Annotated in this window: 18 protein-coding genes; 10 read left to right on the top strand and 8 right to left on the bottom strand. The window is 71.4% G+C overall.

Annotation, left to right across the window (positions count from 1 at the left end):
- Positions 1-59 precede the first annotated feature (59 nt).
- Positions 60-842 (top strand): class I SAM-dependent methyltransferase, encoded by a 783-nt coding sequence (locus IEY73_RS01960; RefSeq protein WP_189077265.1) that lies wholly within the window; start codon positions 60-62, stop codon positions 840-842.
- Positions 843-950: 108 nt separating this feature from the next.
- Here IEY73_RS01960 and IEY73_RS01965 read toward each other — a convergent pair whose 3' ends face one another.
- From IEY73_RS01965 to IEY73_RS01980, 4 genes are all read right to left on the bottom strand, one after another.
- On the bottom strand, positions 951-1,544 hold the full coding sequence (locus IEY73_RS01965) for a hypothetical protein (RefSeq protein ID WP_189077266.1): 594 nt from the start codon (positions 1,542-1,544) through the stop codon (positions 951-953).
- A 101-nt stretch (positions 1,545-1,645) separates the two neighbouring features.
- Positions 1,646-2,677 carry a NucA/NucB deoxyribonuclease domain-containing protein gene (locus IEY73_RS01970; RefSeq protein WP_189077267.1) on the bottom strand — a complete coding sequence of 344 codons (1,032 nt, stop codon included), beginning with the start codon at positions 2,675-2,677 and terminating at the stop codon, positions 1,646-1,648.
- Positions 2,678-3,319: 642 nt separating this feature from the next.
- Positions 3,320-3,994 carry a response regulator transcription factor gene (locus IEY73_RS01975; protein ID WP_189077268.1) on the bottom strand — a complete coding sequence of 225 codons (675 nt, stop codon included), beginning with the start codon at positions 3,992-3,994 and terminating at the stop codon, positions 3,320-3,322.
- 108 nt (positions 3,995-4,102) lie between these two features.
- Positions 4,103-4,825 (bottom strand): AfsR/SARP family transcriptional regulator, encoded by a 723-nt coding sequence (locus IEY73_RS01980; protein WP_189077269.1) that lies wholly within the window; start codon positions 4,823-4,825, stop codon positions 4,103-4,105.
- Between the two features lie 120 nt (positions 4,826-4,945).
- On the opposite strand from IEY73_RS01980, the gene IEY73_RS01985 reads away from it, so the two are divergent.
- From IEY73_RS01985 to IEY73_RS02010, 6 genes are read left to right on the top strand one after another with little or no spacing between them, the layout of a single operon-like run.
- Positions 4,946-5,611 (top strand): winged helix-turn-helix domain-containing protein, encoded by a 666-nt coding sequence (locus IEY73_RS01985; RefSeq protein ID WP_189077787.1) that lies wholly within the window; start codon positions 4,946-4,948, stop codon positions 5,609-5,611.
- Positions 5,608-6,858, top strand: coding sequence for a sensor histidine kinase (locus IEY73_RS01990; RefSeq protein WP_189077270.1), 1,251 nt, complete (start codon positions 5,608-5,610; stop codon positions 6,856-6,858). The genes IEY73_RS01985 and IEY73_RS01990 overlap by 4 nt, the downstream gene beginning before the upstream one ends.
- Positions 6,859-6,913: 55 nt before the next feature.
- Entirely contained in the window at positions 6,914-8,785 is a 1,872-nt protein-coding gene (locus IEY73_RS01995; RefSeq protein WP_229715517.1) for a fibronectin type III domain-containing protein, read from the top strand.
- On the top strand, positions 8,782-9,753 hold the full coding sequence (locus IEY73_RS02000) for an AAA family ATPase (RefSeq protein WP_229715363.1): 972 nt from the start codon (positions 8,782-8,784) through the stop codon (positions 9,751-9,753). Before IEY73_RS01995 ends, IEY73_RS02000 begins: the two co-directional genes overlap by 4 nt.
- Before the next feature lie 2 nt (positions 9,754-9,755).
- Entirely contained in the window at positions 9,756-10,835 is a 1,080-nt protein-coding gene (locus tag IEY73_RS02005; RefSeq protein WP_189077272.1) for a DUF58 domain-containing protein, read from the top strand.
- Positions 10,832-12,895, top strand: a complete 2,064-nt coding sequence (locus tag IEY73_RS02010; RefSeq protein ID WP_189077273.1) for a transglutaminase TgpA family protein — start codon at positions 10,832-10,834, stop codon at positions 12,893-12,895. Before IEY73_RS02005 ends, IEY73_RS02010 begins: the two co-directional genes overlap by 4 nt.
- A gap of 63 nt (positions 12,896-12,958) precedes the next feature.
- On the opposite strand, the gene IEY73_RS34190 is transcribed toward IEY73_RS02010, so the two are convergent.
- A complete protein-coding gene (locus tag IEY73_RS34190) occupies positions 12,959-14,050 on the bottom strand; it encodes a protein kinase domain-containing protein (RefSeq protein ID WP_306661461.1) in 1,092 nt (363 codons plus the stop codon).
- Positions 14,051-14,186: 136 nt separating this feature from the next.
- Between IEY73_RS34190 and IEY73_RS02020 the strand changes: the two genes are divergently transcribed.
- Both IEY73_RS02020 and IEY73_RS02025 read left to right on the top strand, forming a co-directional pair.
- Positions 14,187-17,684, top strand: a complete 3,498-nt coding sequence (locus tag IEY73_RS02020; protein WP_229715365.1) for a phosphatidylinositol-specific phospholipase C domain-containing protein — start codon at positions 14,187-14,189, stop codon at positions 17,682-17,684.
- A 263-nt stretch (positions 17,685-17,947) separates the two neighbouring features.
- Complete coding sequence (locus IEY73_RS02025) at positions 17,948-18,973, top strand: DUF1996 domain-containing protein (protein ID WP_229715367.1); 1,026 nt, start codon at positions 17,948-17,950, stop codon at positions 18,971-18,973.
- Positions 18,974-19,039: 66 nt separating this feature from the next.
- Here the strand turns inward: IEY73_RS02025 and IEY73_RS02030 are convergent, their stop codons facing one another.
- Positions 19,040-19,447 (bottom strand): cellulose binding domain-containing protein, encoded by a 408-nt coding sequence (locus IEY73_RS02030; protein WP_189077275.1) that lies wholly within the window; start codon positions 19,445-19,447, stop codon positions 19,040-19,042.
- Between the two features lie 124 nt (positions 19,448-19,571).
- Here IEY73_RS02030 and IEY73_RS02035 point away from each other — a divergent pair, with 124 nt between their 5' ends.
- Positions 19,572-22,478, top strand: coding sequence for an AfsR/SARP family transcriptional regulator (locus tag IEY73_RS02035; protein ID WP_189077276.1), 2,907 nt, complete (start codon positions 19,572-19,574; stop codon positions 22,476-22,478).
- A gap of 34 nt (positions 22,479-22,512) precedes the next feature.
- On the opposite strand, the gene IEY73_RS02040 is transcribed toward IEY73_RS02035, so the two are convergent.
- Together IEY73_RS02040 and IEY73_RS02045 are read right to left on the bottom strand one after the other, a co-directional pair.
- Positions 22,513-22,881, bottom strand: a complete 369-nt coding sequence (locus IEY73_RS02040; RefSeq protein ID WP_189077277.1) for a hypothetical protein — start codon at positions 22,879-22,881, stop codon at positions 22,513-22,515.
- A 357-nt stretch (positions 22,882-23,238) separates the two neighbouring features.
- Positions 23,239-23,829 carry a hypothetical protein gene (locus IEY73_RS02045; RefSeq protein WP_189077278.1) on the bottom strand — a complete coding sequence of 197 codons (591 nt, stop codon included), beginning with the start codon at positions 23,827-23,829 and terminating at the stop codon, positions 23,239-23,241.
- Between the last annotated feature and the right edge of the window lie 154 nt (positions 23,830-23,983).

A 23,983-nucleotide genomic window follows, 5' to 3' on the forward strand; every position in this document is an offset into this window, starting at 1 on the left:
GGTGCCCGGGTGAGACGCCGCGGATGCCATCGGTGTGCGGAGCGGCATACGCTTCGCTGGTGAGAAACCGGAATCCCGCCCAGGTGTTCGGTGAGGTCGCCGACGACTACGACCGCGTCCGCCCTGCTTACCCTGCCGCGTTGTTCGATGATGTGCTGCGCTATGGCCAGCCGGACATCGGTGGCCGCCGGGCGCTGGAGGTCGGAGCTGGTACGGGCCGGGCCACTGAGGCGTTCGCCCGCAAGGGTCTGCCGGTCGTCGCCGTGGAGCCGGACGATGCCATGGCTGATGTCCTTGCCCGTCGGGTTGCCCGGCTTTCGGGTGTCCACGTGGTGCGCGGCAGCTTCGAGGAATTCTGTCCCACGGAGCGGTTCGGTCTGCTGTTCAGCGCCGAGGCGTGGCATTGGACTCAGCCCGAGACACGATGGTCGCTTGCCGCAGACGCGCTCGGGAACGGCGCGACGCTGGCGCTGTTCTGGAACAACGAGCGGATCGCCGAGCCCGATCTGCGATCGTCCATGCTCCGCGTGTTCGAGCGGCATGCCCGGCCCGTCGTCATCAACGACGAGCCGGTGACCTCCGAGCAGGTGTGGCAGCGGTGGCCGGGTGATGAGTTGTCCGACTGCGCCGCGTTCGAGAGCCTCGCGAGCCACCACTATCGGCGTCGGCGGAACATGCCGAAGGCCGACTACCTGGGCTTGACCCAGACCAGATCGCAGTTCCGCATGTTGTCGCCCTCGATGCAGCAGGACCTGCTGGCGGCACTGACACGGTTGTTCAGCGACGAGGTGCCGCTCGTCATCGACACGACGCTGCTCCTCGCCCGCCGCAGGAAAGGCTGAGTCCGTCCCACCGCGGGGGCAGCCCGGCAACGAACTCCGCCGCCGCCGGCTTCCTGCACCGCGGTCGTCTATTTCCGGTACACCGTCGGTGACCCCTGAGCGTTCGCCCTATGGTGTCTTTCGCGCCTTCGCGCGGCGTGCCGCGTCGAGAAGTTTCTGGTGCTGTCGCGCGCGCTCGGCGGGCGGTGCGGGGATCTGAGGGTGCGGTGGCGGCGTGTGGGCGGCCGCGTGGCGCAGGTTTCGGCCGCACTCGTCGGTGGACCGGTGAACGATGTCGGGTGCGGCCGGCGCCGGCCAGACGACGAGGAGGTACTGCTCGTCGGGATGGTTCGCAACGGCGTCGTAGGCGACGTCGCGTCCGCGGACATGGGCGCAGAGCCGGTAGGTCCCAGGGCCAGCGGTGGCCACGGAGGGGAACGCGGTCACCGGTCCGTGCTCGAACGACTCGATACGCAGGTCTCCGTCGGTGCGAATCGTGGTCTCCACGATGTCATCCCACTCGCCTGGGTCGGGGATGCGGTGTCCGGTGGTGAGATCGAGGGTGACGCTGACTAAACCGAGGTCGATGCCGGTGTAGAGCAGTGCGCCGGTGGCCATGGGCTGGACGAGCCCGTTGGACCAGTCGCCGGTTCCGATGGGCAGATTGCCCCGATCACAGATCGCGAAACTGTGGTCGCTGGTGTGCACGTCCGAGGTGTACATCGGAGGCCCTACCTGGTGTGAGTCGTGTGTCCGGGCGCGGGTGCCGTTTCGACGATACCCCGCGCCCGGACAGCGGCGCCGACAAGTTCGGCGGGGCGATCTCAGGCGCCGACCAGCACGCGGAAGGGATCGCCGTCGAGGACGCGTTCACGGCGGAAGAACTGGGTGTTCAATCCTCCCTGGGCGTTGTTCTCCGTGGCGTTGATCATGCAGACGCTGACCCCGGCCGGGTCCGTGGAACGGGGGAGGTTGAAGTCGCAGTTGTCGAAGGTGCGCCGGGTTCCACCGGAGGAGAGCCCTTGCCGCGACCGCGCGATGGGGTATTCGTCGCAGCTCTTGTCCGCGATGCTCGGCGCGTCCCCGCAGGCGCGATTGCGGTTGGTATCGATGATGTTCTGGTTCGTGGTGCGCGTCAGCGGCCGGGCAAAGCTGTTGCCGGGCAGCCCCCCGAGTCTTTGGGCGCGGGACACGTGGGAGGCGAGGTCGGGATACAGGCTGCTGCTGTAGATCAAGGCCGAGGCGTACCAGGGGATGACACAGCCGGCGGAGTTGTTGCCTGCGGTCGCGTTGTCGCAGCGGATGGGGGTCATCGGTACGCCGGCAGTCGCCGGCGGGTATCCGGCGTTGGTGTAGACCAGGTTCCAGGTGGTGGTGCAGGAGCCGACGGCACCGGGTGCGGTGGCCGTGGTGGTGAAGAAGGCTTCGCCGGCGCGCAGGGAATTGAACGGCTGGACCGGGCCCGTGTCGAAGGTGGAGCTGTCGACGACGCAGGCGCCTGCCGCCGTGGTGTTGCCGGATATCGTGGCCCGTAGCGCGTCACCCCATCCGCTGGCCGGACTCGCATCTACCTGGTGGGCGAAGGTGGTCAGCGTCGTTGAGGTGTAGGCGTAGCTGGAGACGACCGAGGAGAGCTCACCGGTCAGGGTTTCGACGCCGTCGGTGACGGTGTACGTCCAGTAGTGCAGTGTGAGCACCTCGCAGGCATCGGTGCGCAGGGCCCACACCCCGGTGAACGCGTTGTCGATGCACCACTGGGGAAGCGGCAGGGTGTCAAGCCCGGCGAGGTTCGGTCCGGCCTGCTGACGTTTGGTCGCGTCGCCGCTGATGCCGGGCACGGCCTCCAGACACGACATGTGCTTTCCCCGGTCCGCGGTGGCACACGTCGACCGGGCCGACTGCCGGCGCTGCGTCGTCGACGCTGGCTCGTGTGCGGGCTGGTCCGCGGTGCGCGCGCCGGCGGGCGGTGACGCGGGCGCCGCAGCCGCCCCCGTCGCTGACGCGGTGATGCCGGTGGTCAAGAGGGCGAGGACGCTTGCGGCGCGCATCGCGGATTTCCATCGAGGGTTCATGCGATCTCCCGTGCATTCGCTGATCCGATTATCGATTCGGTCGCCCGAACGGGCGGCGGGGGACGACGTATAACTGAGGACTCGTCATCCGACCCGGACCGGCAATCAAAAGATATCGACAATCTTAAAATGAAGTCAATGTGTGATCAGATGAATGGCGCGCGGGCCGGATAAGCTCGCCCGGTGCAATTTTTGGCCACGACCCCCGGATCGTCTCGCCTTAGTGCCCTGGTAGGCGGCCATGTGGTTCCGTCACGGAAAAGGTCGGCGGATCAGAAATAGATGCGTCGTGGAGCCCGAATATTCGAAAAATGGAGCGGATATATGCCCGATGTGGGGCTGGGGAATAAGCGATGCTGAGTCGGGGGATAGGCGATGTGGAGCGTCCACCGGAAATTCCTGATCGCGATGCGCCCCTCGACGCGGTCAGCGATGCGCCGCGGCAGCCGGAGCCAGCCGGTAGCCGACGCCGCGCACCGTCAGCAGGACCGGTGGGTCGCCCAGCTTGCGGCGCAGTTGGGCGACCACCACGTCCAGCACATTGGACTGTGGCGGCACCAGTTCGTCCCAGCCGGCGGCGATCAGCTCGGGGCGGGCCACCGGCTCGCCCCGAGCGGTCAGCAGGCGGCGCAGGACGGCGAACTCCTTGCCGGTCAGGGGCAGCTCGCGGCCGTCGCGGCGGGCCTCCCAGCGGCCGGCGTCGAGTTCGATCCCGGCGTGCCGCAGAGCGACCGGCGGCGCGGACGCGCCGCGTCGGCAGAGGTTGCCGACCCGGGCGACCAACTCCGCCATGGCGAAGGGCTTGCCGAGGAAGTCGTCGCCCCAGGAGAGACCCTCGACGCGCTCGGCAGGTACGTTGCGGCCGGTCAAGAACAGCACCGGGACGCGCCACCCGGCCAGGCGCCGGGCCGCGACGTAGCGCAAGGCGTCCCCGGCCGGGAGCATCCGGTCCACCACCGCGCAGTCGTACGCGTGCACGCTCAGAGCCTCATCAACGTCGGGCAGGTCGGCCGCGCCGTCAACGGCGAAGCCAGCCGATCGCAAGGCCGCGTCCAGGGCCAGTCGCAGATTCGCATCGTCCTCGATGACTAGTACCCGCACAGGTACAAACCGTATCGGCCAGCGCGAATCCGTGCCTGGCGGCATCAATGAACCTTTTCAACCTGGCATCGAGCCCGTTGGTTGCGCGCCGTCGACCAGCGGCCGGGCTCATCGGGCCGGATCGCCGGAGAGCACCAGTCCGCGGGCGGCGACCAGCACCGGACCGGGCTCGACCCCGAGTTCGGTGGCCAGCACCTCGCCGGCCCGGCGGTACACCTGCAATGCCTCGGCCCGCCGTCCGGCCGCGTGCAGAGTCTGCATCAGCTGAGCCCAGGCATCTTCGCGCAACGGCGCCGCGCCGGTCACCTCCCGCAGGGTGCGCACCGCACCGGTCGCCCGGCCCAGGGCAAGCTGCGCCGCCGCCCGCTGCTGGCACAGGTCCAGCCGCAGGTCCTCGATCCCCTCGGTGGCCCACGCGAGGCCGCCGTAGGGGCGGCCCCGCCACCAGCCGAGCGCCCGCTCGACAAGGCTCAGCGCGGTCTCGTGCGCCTCGCGGGCGGCGGCCGAGCGGGCCTCGGCGGCCAGCCGTACCGCCTGGTCCGCATCGATCTCATCGGGGTGGACCAGTAACCGGTACGCGTCCCCCCGCCGTTGCAACCGCTCCTCGCCGGGCAGCGTCCGGCGCAGCTTCCAGACGTACGTTTGCAGGTTCGCCACCGCCGACGCCGGCGCCCGGCCGCCCGGCCAGACCTCCTCGGTCAGTTGGTCCAGGGTGACCCAGGCGTTGCGGTGCAGCAGCAACATGGCCAGCACCAACGCCGGCTTGGCCGGAATCGGCCGGTGCACCCCCGTGGTGTGCACCTCGACGGGACCGAGTACGTGGAAGAGCACCGTTCCTACCTCCCCGTGGACCACCGGACGGCGGCCGTAGCAATACCATCCATCGAAGTGCATGAGGATCCGATGACAGCCGGACCGACCATCAGGAACGGGGGACCAGCGGTGCGCGTAATGGTCGTCGAGGACGACGAGAACCTCCGGCTGGCGGTGACCGCCGAACTGACCCGCGACGGGTTGCTGGTCGACGAGGCCGGTTCGGTGTCCGCCGCCGCGGCCGCGCTGGCCACAGGCGGGTATGACTGCGTGGTCTTCGACCGGATGCTGCCGGACGGCGATGCGATGGAACACGTCCGGCGCCGCCGCAGGCAGGGCTGGACGGTGCCGGTGCTGTTCCTCACCGCACGGGACACGGTCGCCGACGTGGTCGCCGGCTTCGCCCACGGCGGCGACGACTACCTGGTCAAGCCGTTCGCGATGGCCGAGTTGCTGGCCCGCGTCCGGTTGCTGGCCGGCCGGTCGGCCGGCGCGCGGCCGGCCCTGCTGCGGCACGCCGACATCGAGTTGGACGGCGTCCGCCGGCAGGTGCGCCGTGCCGGGGTGCTGCTCGGTCTGACGCATAAGGAGTTCGCCGTGCTGGAGTACCTGATGACCCGCCCCGGGCAGGCGGTCAGCCGCACCGACCTGATCGAGCACTGCTGGGACAGCAGCGCCGAGCCGATGTCCAACGTGGTGGACGTCGTGGTGCGACGGCTGCGGATCAAGCTCGGCGAGCCGGAGGTGGTGCGCACCGTACGCGGCCGCGGCTACCGGTTCGCCGAGGCGGAACCGGGCCGGTGAGCGGCTCCGCGCTCGGCCGGCTGCGGGCGCTGCCGCGTTGGGTCACGGCGTGGTCCGGCGCCTCCACTGCCCTCGGGGTGCTCGTGCTGGGCGTTTTGCTGGTGCACCTCGACGGGGTCCACCGGGACGCGGTGCTGGACGGCGAGCTGGGCCGGGTCACCGCGGCGGTGCTCCGGCTCGTCCATGACGACGTGGCGGTCGACATCACCGACGTGTCCGCCGACCCGGTCAGCACCGGCTGCCCCCAGTTCGCCGTGCTGCCCGGTGCGGCGCCCCGGTTCCCCGGCTACGTCAGCGAGCGACCGTGCGTGCCGATGGACCCGGCGGTGCTGGCCTACTGGGCCGAGCGGGCCACCACCACCGGCCGGTTGACCGCCACCACCGTGCGGGCCGACGACGGTCGGCCGGCCCGGCTGGCGGTAGAGCCGTTCCGGCAGGACAACGGTCAGGTGATCGGCGCGGTGGTCGCGGTGGCCGACGCCGAGCCGCAGCGCAGCGCGCACCGGCGGACCATGCTGGCGGTGGCCGGCGGCGGACTGATGCTGCTGGCGGCGGTCGCCGTCGGCGGATACCTGCTGTCCACCCGGGCCATCCAGCCGGTCGCCGCCGCCCTGCAACAGCACGAGGTGCTGCTCGCCGACACCGCCCATGACCTGCGTACTCCGGTGGCCGCGTTGCGCGCCCTGGCCGAGGCGGCGCTGCTCAATCCGGACCGGCGGGCCGAGCTGTTACCCCGCGCGGTCGACTTGGCCGAGCGGATGGGTGCGGTGGTGGACGGGGTCCTGATCCGTGCCCGGCTGGCGGCCGGGGTGGAAGCTCTGCACGCCGAGCCGCTCTGGCTGGATCAACTGGTCAGTACCGTGGTCGACGAGACACCGCCGGACGGCGCCGAGGTGACCCTGACCGCCGCGCCGACCCGGATCCGAGCCGATCCTGCCCTGGTCCGCCGGGCGGTGGCCAACCTCCTGGACAACGCGTTACGGCACGGCCGGACGCCGGGCCGGCGTGCCATCGTGCATCTGACCGTGGCCGGCGGGCGGGTGCTGGTCGCCGACCACGGCCCGGGGGTCGACCCGGCTCTGGCCCGGGCCTCGTTCGACCGGTTCAGCAGCACCGGCGGGTCCAGCGGACTGGGCCTGTCCATCGTCCGCTGGGTGGCCGAGGCGCACGGCGGCACGCTGCGCGTCTACAACGCGGAGGAGGGCGGGGCCATCTTCGAGCTGGTGCTGCCGGACGGCACCGCATGACGGATGTATCGAGTGTGGACCAAATATGTACGTGGTTGTCTATGCTCGGCGGGTGATGAGGTGCCCCGGCGCGCGCCCGCGCGTACGCCGCCTGCGGCTGCCGTTGGTGCTGCTCGTGGCCGTGTTCCTGGTGGCCGGCACCGCGGCGGTGTCCGGCGCCGGCGCTACGCCACCCGGGCTGACCTTCGCCGACGTCGGCCGGTGGTTCGCCGACCCGCAGACCAGCCGGATCTACCGTGTCAACGGCACGACCCACGCGGTCGACGCCGAGGCCCGCCTCGACCGGGTCGAGCCGGGCGCCGAGGTGGTGCAGGGCGATCTGGGCGTCTACGTGGTCGGCCGGCGCCGCATCGACACCGTTGACAAGGCCGACCTGACGGTCGAGACGAGCATTCCCGCACCGGCGGCGGAGCAGCCCCTGGCGTTCGACGTGCCGAGCGGGCCGTACGGGGTCTATCCGGGGCAAGGCCGCGTGGTCCGGTTCTCCGACGAGCCCACCGTGATGGAGGCCGGCGGGCCGGTCGCCGGCGCGGCGGTCGGGCCGGACGGCACGCTCTGGCTGCACCGCGCGGACCGCGGCCTGCTCTGCGAGCTGACCCCGCGAGACGACCGGGTGTCCTGCCCGGCCCGGGTTCCGGTGGGCGACCGCGGCGGCCTGGCCACGCTGGACGACGGCGTGGTGTTCGTGGACACCATCGACGACCGGATGACCCCGGTGACCGGCGACGGCCTCGGCGAGCCCGTCGACCTGGCCGCCGACCTGCCCGCAGACGCGCTGATCGGCGCCGGTTCGCTACCCGGCCGGGTCGCGGTCGTCGACCCGGGGAAGAACCGGTTGCTGCTGCTCGGCCCGGACGGCTCGGCGCAGCCGGTGCCCCTGCCGCCCGGCGACTGGGCGGCACCGGTGTCCGGTCGGTCGTCGGTGGCGCTGCTGGATGCGAGCAGCCGGCGGATTGTCGTGTTCGATCGGGACGGCGAGGAGAGGGAGTCCGTCACGGTGCCGAAGGGGGCGGGATCCCCGGAGATCCGGCAGGGCCAGGACGGGCGGGTGTACCTGGTGTGCGACGACGGCCGACGCGTCCTCGTGCTCGACGACCAGGGCCGGGCCGTGGCGGTGACGGGTAATGACGAGCCGTCGGCGCCGGGCGAATCGTCCGGTGCGGCCCGTCCGTCCGCGGCAGGCCGGCCCGACGTCGCATCGAGCCGCCTGCCCAGCGGCGCCACACCGCGACCGCCAGCCACCGGGCCGGTAGAGAGTGGCACTGGACCTTTGGACGGCACTGGACCTTTGGACGGCACTGAATCTTTGGACGGCGCCGGGCCGGCGGACGGCGCCGGGCCACCGGCCGCTCCCGGGCCGCCGGATCCGCCGACCCGGCTGGTCGCCGCGCCGGTCGGAGGTGGCGAGTTGACCGTCGACTGGACCCCGGGCGCGGACAACGGCAAGCCGATCACCGGCTACGTGGTCACCTGGACGGCCGAGGGTGGACAGCCGTCGTCCCGGGTGCTGCCCGGAGGCTCCCGCGCGATCACCCTCACCGGCCTGTCCCTGGCCGCCACCTACCGGGTGACGGTGGCCGCAGGCAACGCCGTGGGCGCCGGAGCACCCGCCGACACGGCGGTGACGATGCCCTCCCGGTCGGTCACCGTCTACCGAGGCGAAGACACCACCCACGAGCCCGACTGCCTGCCGCCGAACTGCGCCTACATCCAGGTCGAGCTGCACGGATTCGAACCGAACACCCAGTACGGCCTGGAGCCGTACTCGTCGCAGTGGGGTCACTTCAACCCGGGTGCCGGTCTCGGCACGGACGACCAGGGCACGCTCATCGCCCGGCACCGGTTCCCGTACAGCGGCGTCGGCGAGACGGTGTGGGTCGAGGTGGACGGTGTGACGTCCAACCGTTACGTCTGGCCGGCCCGGTGAACCCGGCCGGGCCGGCGCGGATCGCCGCCCACCGGGTCGCCGCGCGGATCGTCGAGAACGTCGGCCAGATCATCCGGGGCAAGCCCGATCTGATCCGGTTCGCGGTGGCCGCCCTGCTGGCGGAGGGCCACGTGCTGATCGAGGACGTGCCCGGCCTCGGCAAGACGTCGCTGGCCCGGTGCCTGGCCCGCAGCGTCGGCGGCTCGCTGAGCCGGATCCAGTTCACGCCCGACCTGCTGCCCGGCGACATCACCGGCGTCTCGGTCTACCAGCCGGCCAAGGAAAGCTTCACCTTCCACCGCGGCGCGGTGTTCGCCAACGTGGTGGTCGCCGACGAAATCAATCGGGGCACCCCGAAGACGCAGTCCGCGCTGCTGGAGGTGATGGCCGAGGGCCGGGTGACGGCGGACGGCGAGACGCACCGGGTGCCCCGGCCGTTCCTGGTGGTGGCCACCCAGAACCCGATCGAGCTGGCGGGCACGTATCGGCTGCCGGAGGCCCAGTTGGACCGATTCCTGATGCGGCTGTCGGTCGGGTATCCGGATGCCGAGGACGAGTTGCGGGTGGTGCTGGCGGACAAGGCCGGCGCGTCCCCGGAGGACCTGCGCCCGGTGGTGGACGTGCCGACCCTCACCCAGGCGATCGCGCAGGTGCGCGACCTGCGGGTGGACGAGGCGGTCGCGGACTACGCGGTCCGGCTGGCGGCGGCCACCCGTGAGCACCCCGACGTCCGGTTCGGAGCCAGCGTGCGCGGCAGCATCGCCCTGGTCCGCGCGGCTCAGGCGCTGGCCGTGCTCGCCGGCCGCGGCTTCGTCACCCCGGACGACGTGAAGGACGTCGCCGGCGCGGTGCTGGCGCATCGGCTGGTGCTCAGTCCGGAGGCCGAACTCGCCATGGGCGGTGCGATGGAGGTCGTCAGGGACGTGGTGTCCGCCACCGTCTCCCCGACGAGCGGTGCGGGCCGCTGACCGTGCGTCCGACCGGTCGGGGGTACGCGGTGCTCGGCACGGCGGTCCTGCTGCTGGCCGCCGGCTGGTGGACCCGGCTCGGACTGCTGATGGTGCTGGGCGCGGCGGGCGCCGCCTTGGTGCTGTGCGCGCTGGTCCTGGTGGCCGGCCCGGCGACGGCCGAATTGACGCGGTCGGTCCGGCCGGGCCGGGTGGCCCGTGGCGGCACCGCCACGGCGGTGCTGCGCCTGCGGGTACCGGCCGGGGCGCGCCGGGCCGGGTTCGCCGTGCTCGACCACGTCGACGGGGTGCCCTATGTGCTGCGCCCGGGTCGCCCGGCGGCCGCATCGGTCACCGTTCTGGAACATCGGTTGCCCACCGACGCGCGGGGACGGTTCCGGCTCGGCCCGCTCATCCTGCATCGCGGGGACGCGTTGGGGCTGGCCCGGCACCGGACCGTGGTCGGCGGCCCGGCGGAACTGATCGTGCATCCTCGCCGCAGGCTCGCCCGCTCGGGTGGCGGGATCGGTCCCGCGGAGCCGGAGGGCCCGGCCGCCGGACTGTTCCGGCAGGGTTCCGATGACCTGCGGGACGTGCGCGAGTACCTACCCGGCGACGAGACCCGGCACCTGCACTGGAAAGCCACCGCGCACACCGGCCGCCTGATGGTCCGAGACCTCGCCGAGCCGCGCCAGTCGATGCTCACCGTCCTGCTGGACACCCGGGCCGGGGTGATGGACGCCCCCGTCTTCGAGGAGGCGGTCGAGGTGGCCGCCGCATTGCTCGACGCCGCCCTGACCGCCGGCCATCGCGCCCGGCTGCGAACCGCGACGAGCACGGTCGTGGCCGCCGACGAGGCGATCGACGGCCGGCGGCGGATCCTGGACGTCCTCGCCGAGGTCCGCCCGGACGCGCCGGCCGCCGGCGCGCTCGGGGTGGGGGCCGAGACGGTCGGCCGGCTGGCGATCGTCACCGCCACCGGACCGGATCGGGTGGTGGCCCGGCAGCGCTATCCGGCCGCCGCCGACGTCGTCGTGCTGGCCGTCGGCGCCGGGCGAACCGCAGAAGCGGTGCTGCGCACCTGGAACGGCAGCCGCGGATGACCGCCCTGCGGGTCGGTGCGGTGGTTCTCTCCGGCGCACTCGGCGGTCTGTTGTTCGCCCCGGTGTTCGGGCTGTCCACGCTGCTCGTCCCGGTGCTGGTGCCGGCGGCGGCGGTGCTGGTGACGACGCTGTGCGCCCGGCGGGTGGCCGCCCTGACCGACTGGCGACCGCTGCTGGCCACGGCCGCCGGGCTGCTGGCGGTGGCCGAGACGCTGTTGTGGCCCACCACGGTCGCCGGGCTGCCCACCGGTCGTACCGCCGTCGCCCTGGCCGACGGGGTGACCCGATCGTGGTGGCGAACGATGGAGTCCACCTGGCCGGCCCGGCCAGACGCCGGCTCGGTGCTGTTCGTGCCCCTGCTCGTGCTCGTCTGCGGGGTGCTGGGCAGCGAACTCCTGCTGCGGCTGCGCAGCCCGCTGTCCGCCGTGGTGCCCGCGCTCGGCCTGGCCGTCTTCAGCCAGTTGCACGTGGCATCGACCGGCGTCGTCGCGGTGGCCGCGGGTCTCGGGCTGGCCCTGCTGGCCGGCGTCGTGCTGGCCACCGACCGGGCCGGTCCACGGTGGCCGTTCGGGGTGGTCGCCCTGGCCGCGGCGGTCATCACCGGCCTGGTGCTGCCCACCGCTGCGCCGCGGGTGGCGCTGCGCACCGAACCACGGCCGCCGGCCGGTTCGCCGCTGACCAGCCCGCTCGACCAGCTCGCCGGCCGCCTGCTCGACCCGAACGTCGAGGTCCTGCGGGTGACGGGGGCGGTGATCCCGGACCGGTGGCCGCTGCTGGTGCTGGACGAGTTCGACGGGGTGAACTGGGCACCGGGCGGCCGGTTCCGCCGGCTCGGCCGGCTGCTTCCGCCCGGCCCGCAGGTGACCGTAGCGACCCGGCGTCGGACCGCGGCGATCCGCTGGGCCGGCGACGGAGACCGGTGGTTGCCCAGCCAGACCTGGCCGGCCACGGTGCACGGGGCGGAGCCTCGGGTCGACCCGGTGCACGGCACGCTGCTGCGGACCGGACCGGCGGCCTCCGGCCCCCTGGACTACCGGCTGGACTGGTGGGAGCCGTCCGTCGACGGCGCCGACCTGGCCCGGGCCACGGTGGATCCGGGCGCGCCGGGCGGACTGCCCGCCGGTGGCCCGGCTCCGTCCGGCTATCCCGAACTGGCCGGCGCCGGGGTCGGCGGTCGACGCCCGTCGTTTGCGGCGGCGTTGAACCTGGAGAGCTACCTGCGCACCAACTACCGGCTCGCCGGGCCCGGCGACGCCCTGCCGACCGGGCACGGCTGGCCGCAGTTGACCGCCTTCCTCCGGGAGACCCGGCGCGGCACCAGCGAACAGTTCGCGGCCGCCTACGTGGTCCTGGCCCGGCTCGCCGGGATACCGGCCCGGCTCGCCGTGGGTTACCGGACGCCGCCCCGGCCGGACCCGGACGGGTGGTACACGGTGCGCAACCGCGACGCGCTGGCCTGGCCCGAGGTGGCGGTCGCCGGGGTCGGCTGGGTCCCGCTCGATCCCACCGCGGCGACCGCCATGAGTCCCGCCGAGGGCGGCCTGGCCGAGGCCACCGCGCAGGCCCGCGACGTGGCGCCGGAGACCGCGGCTCCGCAGCCGGTGCCGGCAGCGAACTCGACGGCTCCCACCCGGCCGGTGGTGCCGTGGTGGGCGGTGCTGCTGGCGGTGCCCACCGCGGCGGTGATGTGGCCGGTGGCGGTGCCGGCGGCCTGGACGATCCGGGCCTGGCGCCGCCGCCGACGGCCGCCGCCGGCGGCGGTCTCCGGTGCCTGGGTCGAAGCCCGGGACCGGCTGTCGGCGTACGGCGTCGCGGTGTCGTCGGCCATGACGCCACGCGACCTGGCCGAGTCCGCCCGGCCGGTGGTCGGCGATGCGATCGCCGCGGATATCCGCCGGCTGGGCGGCGTGGTCGACCGGGCGCTGTGGTCCGGCGCTGTTCCCGACGCGGGCGAGGTGCGGCTGGCCTGGGGAGTGGTCCGGGCGGTCCGCCGCGGCGTCCCCTGGCGCCGCCGGTTCCGTGCGACGCTCGGCCTGCGCGGCCTGCGTGGGACCCGGTGAGCCGTCGCCGCGGACCGCCCGGCGACTCTCGCGTGTGCGGCCGTCGCCGCCCGGTGGCCGCGGTCAACGCGGGCAGGCCGCACCCCGGATCGGCCGCGGGCCGGCCCGTATCGGCTCGCCTCCGTCGGTCGCCAGCAGGGCGAAGCAATAACCGCCGTCCGGCTCGACGGGAAGCTGGAAGTGGTTCACCCGGCCGGCGACCACCCGGCGCGGCTCCGCCCGCTCGCCGGTGACCACCACGATGACCAGCAAGTCCGGGCTACCCTGCCAGGCCAGCTCGACGACGTCGCCGCGGTCGACCGGTTCGGCCAGGCGCAGCCACGCGGTCTCCGGCGAGGAAGCCGCCGCCGGACGTGGGGCCGGAGGGCGGGCAGGCTCCGCCGGGTCCGGACGCCGGGCCGCCCATGTCGCCGCGACCGCCACTCCGGCCAGGAGCAGGAGCGCGACGCCCCATCCGGCGCGGCGCCGACGGCGGCTGTTTCGATCCTGCGGCGCGAACTCCACGATCGGCCCGGACACCGGCACCGCCGGGGGCCGCGCGGAGCGCATCGCGCGTAGCCGCCGGGCCGCCTCGGCCGCCGTCGGCGGTTGCTCGCCGTGCAGGTCGGCGGCCAGCTCGGCGAGCGGTCCGGTGCGCGAACCGATCAGCTCCAGCACCGTGCCCAGCCCCCGCAGGTCGTCCTCGCGGCGGACGGTCGGTCCGGGCCGCAGCACCGTGCCGAAGTCGGTCAGTACCGGCTCGCCGCCGGGCCGGAACAGCACGTTTCCCGGGTGGACCGCGCCGTGCACGAGGCCCGCCGCGTGGGCCGCCGCCAGCGCGTCGGCCAGGGCGACGCCGATCTCGGCGGCCTCGGCCGCGGACAGCGGCCCGGACTCGGTGAGCAGCTCCGGCAACGACTGGGTGCACAGCTCGACCCGCACCGCCCAGCGGCCGTCCGGCAGACGGTCCACCCGGTCCGGCACCACCACCTCCGGCCGGCCGCGCAACACCGACAGGTGACGGATCTCGGCCGCGAGCCGTCGCCGGTCCGCGGTGCCGATCCGGTCGGGCAGCACCTTCAGCGCGTAGGCCGCGCCGGTGTCCTGATCGACGAGGGCGAGTACCGGGCCGAGCCGGCCCTCGGCCAGCACGATCGGTTCGGCGTCGTCGGACACCACCCCACCGTATCGACATCCGTGAGCGCGTGACGTTCGTCTCTCGGCTTTTGTCCGATATATAGCATGATCTTGGTCGATGTTCGGTTCCCCCCTAGCGTTGGCGCGCGTCACTCCCTGCGATTCAGGAGGAAGCGTGTCAAAAAGAAGATTCAGCCGTGCGGGGCGGCTTCTCGTCGCCGCCGCCCTGACCGTCACGAGCACGGCAGCCGTGGTGGCCATCACCGAGAGCCCCGCCCTCGCCAACGAGTACTACAACTCCATCCACGAGGCCGACGCGGCGAACAAGGACTGGATGAGCCGGGTCCCCGGCGACAAGAGCATCGCCGCCCTGTCCGTTCCCGGAACGCATGAGACGCTCGCGCTGTGCGGCTACTACGAGGTGTCAAACTTCTGCGACCCGGTCTCCACCGACATCTCGAAGACCCAGCAGGACTTCGGCTTCGGCCGGCCCACCCTGCGCAAGCAGCTCGACGGCGGAATCCGATCCATCGACATCCGCGTCCGAGTGAGCAAGGACAGCAACGGGCTCAGCTTCACGATCCACCACGCCGTCTACTACCAGCAGGCGAACTTCGACGACGTGCTGCTTGAGCTGCGCGATTTCCTCTCCGCGCACCCCCGCGAAGCCGTCCTGCTCAACCTCAAGTACGAGTGCGAGAACAGTGGCCCCAGCACCTGCCACGACGCCGACGGTTACGAAAGCGACGCGTGGCGCCTGAAGGTGCTGCGCGGATATCTGGAGGGCAAGCGGTACACCGGTGACGGCGACGAGAGCCACCCGGCCACCGACTACGGCGACCTGTTCTGGGGACCTTCGGTCACCGGTACCAAAGACGCGCCGACGCCGAAGCTCGGCGACATCCGGGGGAAGGTCGTCCTCGCCACGCTGCGCGGCGACAAAGGTGGCTACTTCGGGGGCTACGGACTCGATCAGCTCACCGAGGCCGGGAGCCAGGAGGGGCAGAACAACGAATACGTGCAGGACGAATACAGCGTCCCGGTGATCCAGGACATCGCCAAGAAGTGGGAGAAGGTCCGCACGATGCTGCGCAGGACCAACGGTGTCTACGACGCGAACCGTGGTGAGCAGGGCCGACCGTACAAGCCCGACGCGGTGTACATGAACTACACCAGCGGCACCGGCATCTTCCCGGCCAATGTGGCGGGCGGCCTGCCGGGAGTGAACGGCGTCAACGAGTTCCTCATTCAGTGCCTGCACGGCACCAACGGCCGGTGCCCGGAGTTCTACCCAGAACGGCCGGACAACTTCAGCGGTCGCGAGACGATGGACCGCACCGGCATCATCATGATGGACTTCCCCGGCGGCGGCCTGGTCAACTCGATCATCGCGCGGAACCCGTTCGGCGACGACCCGTGGGACAACGGCGGCGTCGGCAACCCGATGGAGGACCATCCCGGCGGTGACGACGGCGGACCCCGTCCGTCCAGCATGGCCGCCGCGGCGAGCGACTGCCGGCCCGAGGGGATGGTCCCGACCGCCAACGTCGCCACGCCGTACTGCGACGTCTACCAGGGCGACGGCCGGGAGTGGCTGGGCAACGGTCGGCCGCGTCGTGTCGTGGCGTACTTCAACGGTGGGCGTACCGGCGCCGACGGCACTCCGCACTACCTGGTGAAGAACATCCCGTGGTCGAAGGTGACGCACATCAACTACGCCTTCGCGGCGGTGCAGAACAACCGGATCGCGGTCGACGCGGCGGCCACCCAGATGCAATGGCCGGGCGAGGTCGGCGCCGAAATGGACGGCTCGCTGCCCTACAAGGGGCATTTCAACCTGCTGACCAAATACAAGAGGCTGCACCCGCGGGTCAAGACACTCATCTCCGTCGGCGGGTGGGCCGGGTCCACCGGCTTCTACGCGATGACCACGAACGCGGACGGCAGCGTGAACCAGGGCGGCATCAACACGTTCGCCGGCAGCGTGGTGGATTTCCTGCGTACGTACGGTTTCAACGGCGTCGACATCGACTTCGAGTACCCCACGGTGCTCGACGACTCGGGCAACCCGAGTGACTGGGCCGTGTCGAACCCGCGTCGCAAGGGCCTGCCGCAGGCGTACACCGCGCTGATGAAGACGCTGCGTGAGAACCTCGACCGCGCCTCCGCGGCGGACGGTCACTACTACCTGCTGACGTCGGCCTCCTCCGCGTCCGGGTACCTGGTGCGCGGCATGGCGAACCAGCAGGCCCTGCGCTACCAGGACTTCACCAACCTGATGGCCTACGACTACCACGGCACCTGGAACGACGTGGTCGGCCCGAACGCGACACTCTACGACGACCACAAGGACCCGGAGCTCGCCGACCTCTACAGCACCCCGGAGTACGGCGGGATCGGCTACTTCAACACCGACTGGGCGATGAAATACATGCGCGGCCAGATGCAAGCCGGCCGCGTGAACATCGGCGTGCCCTATTACACGCGTGGCTGGAAGAACGTCACCGGCGGCACGAACGGAATGTGGGGTACCTCGACGAAGACGGACTGCGAGCCGGGCACCGGCATCAAACGGCCGTGCGGCGACGGCGCCATCGGCATCGACAACATCTGGCACGACGAGACGAGCAACGGCGGCGAGCTCGGCTCGGGCACGAACCCGTTGTGGCACGCCGAGAACCTCAAGCGCAACGTCATGCCCCGGTACGCGCCGAACGTCGGCCTGGACCCGGACACCGACGCCAATGACCGGATCTCCGGCACGTACACCCGCCATTGGGACGACACCACGAAGACCTCATGGCTGTGGAACTCGTCGAAGAAGGTGTTCCTGTCCACCGAGGAGGAACAGAGCATCGACGCCGTCGCCGCCCTGGTTCGCAGCACCGGCGCGGGTGGCGTCATGATGTGGGAGCTGGGCGGCGACTACCAATGCCCGGCCACCGTGGACGCCGACCACCCGTGCGGGATGGGTTACACCCTGACGACCAAGCTGAACCAGGCGATGGGCAACGCGGGCGCCTACGGCGCCAGCCGCAACACCGGCAGCACGGCCCGGGTGCCGTCCCAGACCGCTAACCTCACGGTCGACTTCGTCGACTACCCGAACCAGACGGCGAACCTGTGGCCGCTCACCCCGACCGTCCGGCTCACCAACAACACCGGCCGGACCCTGGGCGGCGGCAAGGATACGACGATCTCGTTCGACATCCCGGCGGCGACCTCACCGCTGGTCAAGGACGGCAACTGGCAGACCGGCGCGCAGGGCGGGCAGTGGAAGGTCACGTCGGGGTCGACGTTCCACCGGGTCACCACCACCCTCGACTACTGCCAGATCATCCCGGCCGGGCAGAAGCTCGACCTGCCGATCATCTATTACCTGCCGATCACCGGCCCGGTGAACACCACCGTCTCGGTCGGCGGCACCTCGTTCGCGCCGGTCACCGACAACTGGCGCGGTCTATCGGCGGGCACCCCGGCGGCGGGCGGGTGCAACGCCCCGAACTGGAGCTCGACCAAGGTGTACGACCCGTCCACGCAAACCGTCGAGAACACCACCGTGAAATACAACGGCAAGGTGTGGAAGGCCAAGTGGTGGACGCAGAACAACATCCCCGGCACCGGGCCCGACTCGGACCACGAGCCGTGGAAGCTGATCGGACCGGCAAGCTGACCGCATGAGCAAGGGGGACCGACCGGGTCCCCCTTTCTCCGGTCAGCCGACCGCGATTCGCCAGTCCGACCCCACGAGTCGTTCCCGAAATCTTACCGATCGGTGACGTGTCGGCCGGACATCGATCGACGTCCCTGATGCGGCCGTATCCCCACGCGACGGCCGGCCCGGCAAGGGCCGGCCACCGTGACCGAGGAGTGGACGGCATGCGACAGAATCATCGACGGCGACCGACACGAAGCGCGAAGCCCGGGACCACTCGGTTGGTCCTGGTCGCGGCGGCGCTGGCGGCAACGGGTGGGCTGACGGCCACGTTCGTCTCCAGCGGCGGCAGGGGCGCCGCGGACGCGGCCACCAGCCCGTCGGACTTCGTCCCGATCGAGCAGGTCCAGCCGAACGTGGTGCCGCCGGGCACCGGGCCGGACGCCTCGACCGGGCGGTTCACCGTGGACTGCGGAACGAACGGCGACGGCAAGTTCAGCGCGGACAACCCGGTCGCGCAGCCCGGTGTGCGCAACGGTGCCCAGCACGTGCACGACTTCGTCGGCAACCTGGTCATCACCGCGGACTCCTCCGACGCCGACCTGGACGCCTCCGACACCACCTGCGAGAACGGCGACAAGTCCGCGTACTTCTGGCCCGTGGTGCGGATCGACCTCTCGACCGAGCGGGACAACGGCCAACCGTCCGCGGCGCCGACCGGCAGCGCGGGCCCGCTGCCCGAACCGCAAGGCCCGAACCTGGAACTGCCCAACAACACCGGCGACATCCTCCGGCCGGCGTCGGTCCTCATCGAATACCTCGGCAATCCGGTCGGCAAGGTCATACCCATGCCCAAGTTCCTTCGCGAGCTGACGGGCGAGGCCAAACCCACCAGCCGCGGCCCCGCCAACGCCCGAGCCACCTGGACCTGCTCGGGATTCGCCGACCGGCTCTTGGACAAATACCCGATCTGTCCCACCGGCAGCCAGGTCCAGCGGGTGCAGGATTTCCCCGGCTGCTGGGACGGCACGAACATCGACAGCGCCAACCACCGCGACCACGTCGCCTTCGCCGACACGACCACCGGCGCCTGTCCGCAGGGCTTCGCCACGATCCCGCAACTGCGCATCACCCTCTCCTACGACATCCCCCAGGAGGTGCAGGCCGGGGGTCAATACGCCCTCGACTCCTTCCCCGAGGAGGACCACAACCCCGCCTCCGACCACAACGACTTCATCAACGTGAACTCCGCCCAGACCATGCACCGCATCGCCACCTGCCTGAACGAGGGCGAAGACTGCCGATAGCGAGATCTTCCCCCATGGCAAGTCCCCCGCGCGATCCTGTCGGGGCGGAGACCGTAGCCGCCCCGGTCAGGCTGCCACCTGGCACGGGAGGTCGTTGACGGTGAAGCTGGACGGTGTGCCGCTCGTGCCGTCGGCGCGGAAGCCGATGTCGATCGCTTTGCCGGGCAGGACGTCGGCGTTCCACCCCAGGTCGTGCGCGACGATCGTGCCGGTGTCCGACTCCAGGTCGGCGTTCCACATGTCGACCACCGTCGCGCTGGTGTCCAGCGGGAACCGGAACGTCCAGCCGTAAATGGCCACGGTGCCGGTGTTGCTTATCGTGATCCCGGCGGTGAACCCGCCGGTGTACCGGAACGCCCGGTAGGTCACCTCGCACGCCGCGCCGGTGGCGTCGGCTCGGGCGGCTCCGGCGGGCCCGGCGATGCCCGCCAGCGTCAGTGCCACTCCCATCAACACACGTCCGATTCGTGACATGTACGGCTCCTCCATCGCTTTTTTCCTGGTCAGATCGGTAAACTGGCGTCGCTCCATGGTGGACTGGCCGACTGGACGCGGACTGGACGCGGGGATGACGCTACGGATCCAGGTACTCGGGCCGATGCGTGCCTGGCTTCACGACGAGCCGCTCCCGCTCGGACCGCCCGCCCAACGCGCGGTGCTGGGCCTGCTGGTGCTGGCGGGCGGTCAGCCGGTCAGCATGGCCGGCCTGATCGACGCCTTCTGGGGCGATCAGCCGCCGGCCAGCGCCGTCAACGTCATCCAGACGCATGTGAAGCGGCTGCGCCGGCTGCTGGAACCCGGGCGCGCCCCGCACGCGCGCAGCGAGGTGCTGCCTCATCTGGGCGGCGGCTACCGCCTCGGCGTCCCCGAGGAACAGATCGACATCATGCGTTTCCGCCGCCTCGTCCACCACGCCCCCGACGGTGATGAACTGGCGGCCCTGACCGAGGCGCTCACGCTGTGGCAGGGCCGGCCGTTCGCCGATCTGCCCCTGCTGGCCGAGCATCCGCGGGTGCTGTCGATCCTGGCCGAGCACCGGGCGGCGCTGGGCCGGTACGGCGCCGCCATGCTGGCGGCCGGGGCGGTGGACCGGGCGATCAGCGCGTTCGAGGAGGTCGCGGCGGCCGATCCGCTGGACGAGGTGGGGCAGGCGCGGCTCGTACGCGCCTACGCCGCCGCCGGCCGCAGGGCGCAGGCGTTCCACACCTATCACGCGGTGCGCCGCCACCTGGCCGACGAGCTCGGCGTCGATCCGGGGCCGGAGCTGACCGCGGCCCACCTGGAGGTCCTGGACGAGGATTCGCGGGCACCGGCGGCAACCGGGCCACCCGCGGCGTCCGGCCGGACGGTGCCCGCCGAGCTGCCGGCCGACGTTCCGGGGTTCACCGGCCGGGCGTACGAGCTGGACGAGCTGGACGAGCTGACCACCGCGCCGGAACCGGACACCGTCGTGATCGCCGTGGTGTCCGGCACGGCGGGCGTCGGCAAGACCGCCCTCGCCACCCGGTGGGCGCACCGCACCCGCGCCCGGTTTCCGGACGGCCTGCTCTACATCGATCTGCGCGGCTACGATCCCGAGCAGCCGGTGTCGCCCGGCGCCGCCCTGGCCAGGTTCCTGCGTTCGCTCGGACTGCCGGGCGAGCAGGTGCCGGGCGACGTCGAGGAGCGCGCCGCCCGGTACCGCAGCCTGCTCGACGGGCGCCGTGTGCTGATCCTGCTGGACAACGCCGCCTCGGTTGACCAGGTCCGGCCGCTGTTGCCCGGGTCGGTCGGCAGCGTCGTCGTGGTGACCAGCCGCGACAGCCTGCCCGGCCTGGTGGTGCGGCACGGAGCGCGTCGGCTGGATCTTGACGTCCTGCGCCGGGAGGACGCCCTGGTGCTGCTGCGGCGGCTGGCGGGCGATTGGGTGACCGCGCAGGCCACGGCGGCCGAGGCGCTGGTGGCACAATGCGCCAGGCTGCCGCTCGCCCTGCGGATCGCGGCGGAGTTGGTGCACGGCAAGACGCCGGCGACGCTGGCCGACGTGGTGGGCGAGCTCGCCGATCACCGGAGCCGGCTGGACCTGTTGTCCACCGGGGACCCGCACTCGGACATGGGCATCGTGTTCTCCTGGTCGTACCGGGACCTGCCACCGGATGCGGCTCGCATGTTCCGGCTGCTGGGGTTGCATCCCGGCGTCGACGTGGACGACTTCGCAGCGTCCGCCCTGATCGGCGGCGACCAGGTGGGGGCGCGGGACAGCCTGGCGCTGCTGGCCGGCCGGCACCTGGTGCAGCGCAGCGGCGAGCGGTACGGCCTGCACGACCTGCTCCGGGCGTACGCGAAGGAACTGGCCGCCCGAGACGGCGAGGCCGACCTGCCGCGTCGCGTCCTGGAGTTCTATCTGCACACCGCGGCGGCGGCGATGGACGTGCTCTATCCGGTCGAGCGGGGCCGGCGGCCACGGGTGCCGCACCCTGCGATAGCGGTGCCTTCGCTGCGTGACGGCACGGCGCTCGCGTGGCTGGACGCCGAGCGCGCCAACCTGGTGGCCACCGCGGTGCACGCGGCGGAGCACGGGCAGGCCTGGTACCCGGTGCAGCTCGCCCTGGTGCTTCTGCGCTATCTGGAGAACGGCGGTCACTATGCGGATGCCGTCACCCTCCACGAGCACGCGCTGCGGGCCGCCGAGAGCCTGGCGGATCGCCGCAGCGCGGCTCAGTTGCGGATCAACCTCGGCGTCGTCGCCGTCCAGCAGGGCCGGTACGCCGAGGCCAGCGCCGAGCTGCAGCGGGCGCTGGAACTCGCGTACGACGTGGGGGATGCCTTTGTCCGGGTGCGCGCGCTCGGCAATCTCGGGCACGTCTACCAGTGGCAGGGCCGGTATTCCGAGGCCGCGCGGATGCTCACCGAGGTGATCGACCTGGCCCGCCAGACAGGTGACAGGGGCACCGAGGCGCGCGGCCTGGGCAACCTCGGCCAGGTGCGGTTGCGTCAGGACCGCTACGCGGACGCGGCGGAGGACCTCCGCGCGTCGATCACCATCTGCCGGGACATCGGTGACGCCGTGGGCGCGGCCTACGCGCTGGTGTATCTCGGCCACGTCGAGTCCGCCCTCGGCCGGTACGACGCGGCGGGCGAGCACCATGAGCACGCTCTCGCCCTGTTCCGCGGCGCGACCGAACCGGCCGGCGAGGCGTACGCCCTGGACGGTCTGGGCGGCGTCGACCTGCTGCGCGGTGAGCATGAACGAGCCGTGGACCGGCTCAGTGCGGCACTCGCGCTGTTTCGGCAGGTCGGGGACCGAGCCGGCGAGGCGCGGGTGGCGAACAGCCTCGGACAGGTCGCCGCGGCCATGGGCCGCCCGGCCGAGGCGCGCGCCCATCACACGTCCGCGCTGCGCCTCGCCGAGGAGATCGGCAACCGGTACGAGCAGTCGCGGGCACGGGCCGCCCTGGCATCGCCGGTGGAGGTCGAAGGCCGGCTCGCGTCGGCGACCTCCACCGGGAAGACCACCACCAGATGACGGTTCCGCCCTGCCGCGCAGGCCGCTACCGCTGTCAGATCGATACCTCGCCAGCCCTGCGGACAAGGGTCGCGCCGGTCCAGAAGTCCTCCAGGTACGCCACGACCGACACCCACGTCACCTGACACGTGTAGCCGGGCAACTGCAGCCCCGCCACCCGCAGCGGCACACGGGCGGTGCCCTCGACGACGCCGTCCTCGCCGATCGGATAGTCGTTCGCCTGCAGGGAGGTCCCCATCCGGTGAATCTGAACCGTGGACGGGCCCTGATCGCAGACGGCGTAGACGTCGGCGGTCACCCGGACGGAGATCGTGGTTTCCTCCGTTTCCAGTGCCACGTCCACCTCGCGGAATGTCACGGTGGCGACGGAGCCGTCCCAATTGACGTCGGTGGCCTCCGGCACGAAATGTGCACCTTCCGCGTACGCCGCACCGGAGCCTGTGATCAGAAGCGTTACGGCGGCGATCATCGCCGCAATCGCTGTGGAGACGAATCGCGCCGCAACGCGCCGCGGCGTCCCCGATGATGCTGCTGGGGCACCGGGCCGCGGAGCGGCGTTCGAAACCGGAGTCTTCGTGGTGTATGACATGTCGGCCTCCTCGGCCATCGTCGGTTTCATCAGGAAGGCGGCACGCTGGTCTTCGCCACGTTCCGCTCCATGAGGATCGGCGGCGACCGGTGCCGGTTCTGCCCGGAACCCGTCGCCGCCGTCGTCAGCGCTTCATCGCCAGGGGTCGGCGCAATCCGCCGGGGTCGCTTGTCAGATCTCCTCGAAGTCGACCGGGACTTCGTTGTTGTTCTGGTCCCAGGCGCTGCCGGAGGCCCCGTTGACGACCGTGAAGTCCTTGGTCATGCCGTCGAGTTCCAGCCGCAGCGTCTCGAACCCGATGCGCAGGGTGGACACTCCGTGCAGCGCGGCGGCCGAGACCCGGAACCTGATGTCGATGTTGACATTGATCAGTTGCTCCTCGCGGAAGGTCTCCTTCAGGACGCTCTGACTGGTGTCCTTTTTGAAACTGAGGGCCCACACCTTCCAGCCGGACGACGACGGAAGGTTGTAGACCTGCCACAGGCTCTTGTAGTTGTAGCTGCGAAGGGTGCCCTGAATGCGACCTTCGAGATCGAAGCCTTGCGACTGGATGGTGAGGTACTGGAAGGTGCTGAAACCGTGGTAGGCCGTGATGTTGCCGTCGTCCGCCAGCTTCGCGACCCCGGAGTTGGGAAGAATGACGTTGAACTTCCCGTGGGTGACGTCGATCGCCGACGAAGTCGCGGACCGGGCGGCGCTTGCCGGGCTGGTGACAGCCAGAGTTCCGGCCGCGAAGGCCACGGCACCGGTGATGATTGCCACTGCGGTCCGGGCGCAGGTTCTCCACATTCGATGGGGCATGTCCCTCTCTTTTCATTTCCGGTGTGCCCTGATCTGTTGTGGAAAAGCTATTCAGACCTACTGGACGGGCGCTGGACACCCTCTGGACGCCCCGCTTGACCAGAACGGTCTCCTA

It is taken from the genome of Mangrovihabitans endophyticus, assembly GCF_014646155.1.
Taxonomy (GTDB): domain Bacteria; phylum Actinomycetota; class Actinomycetes; order Mycobacteriales; family Micromonosporaceae; genus Actinoplanes; species Actinoplanes endophyticus.